This window comes from Mesorhizobium sp. M7A.F.Ca.US.002.01.1.1, from assembly GCF_004022955.1.
GTDB lineage: Bacteria > Pseudomonadota > Alphaproteobacteria > Rhizobiales > Rhizobiaceae > Mesorhizobium > Mesorhizobium ciceri.
In genome coordinates this window covers 1-455 of record NZ_RZQE01001056.1, presented here as the reverse complement: position 1 = coordinate 455, position 455 = coordinate 1, and the positions used below count along the sequence as shown (strand labels likewise).

General features: G+C 52.3%; 1 pseudogene. It reads right to left on the bottom strand.

Going from position 1 to position 455, the window contains the following annotated elements:
* Positions 1-436, bottom strand: a pseudogene (locus EN932_RS37670) (PCRF domain-containing protein); the annotation flags it as partial.
* Positions 437-455: the final 19 nt, after the last annotated feature.

Genomic DNA, 455 nt, shown 5'->3' with positions numbered 1-455 from the left:
GGCCCAGTCCTGTGCTTCGGTGCCGCCGGAACCCGCCTGGATGTCCAGGTAGCAATCAGCACTGTCGTATTCACCAGAGAACATACGACGGAATTCTAATTGCTCAAGCTTGGCAGACAGTTGATCAAGCTCAACGACGGCTTCGTTAAAGGTTTCTTCATCGTCGGCTTCAATCGCCAATTCCAGCAGGCCAGAGACGTCTTCGCCGCCCTGCTCCAGCTGATCGATGGTTTCAACGATGGCTTCAAGCGCTGCGCGCTCTTTACCCAGCGCCTGTGCGCGCTCGGGTTCGTTCCAAACGTCAGGTTGTTCCAGCTCTGCGTTAACTTCTTCTAGGCGTTCTTTCTTGGCATCATAGTCAAAGATACCCCCTAAGAACGGCAGTCCGCACGGACAGGTCCTGAATTCGGTTTTTTACCGGGTTAATTTCAAACATGTTTTTTGCGTTCTTTTAC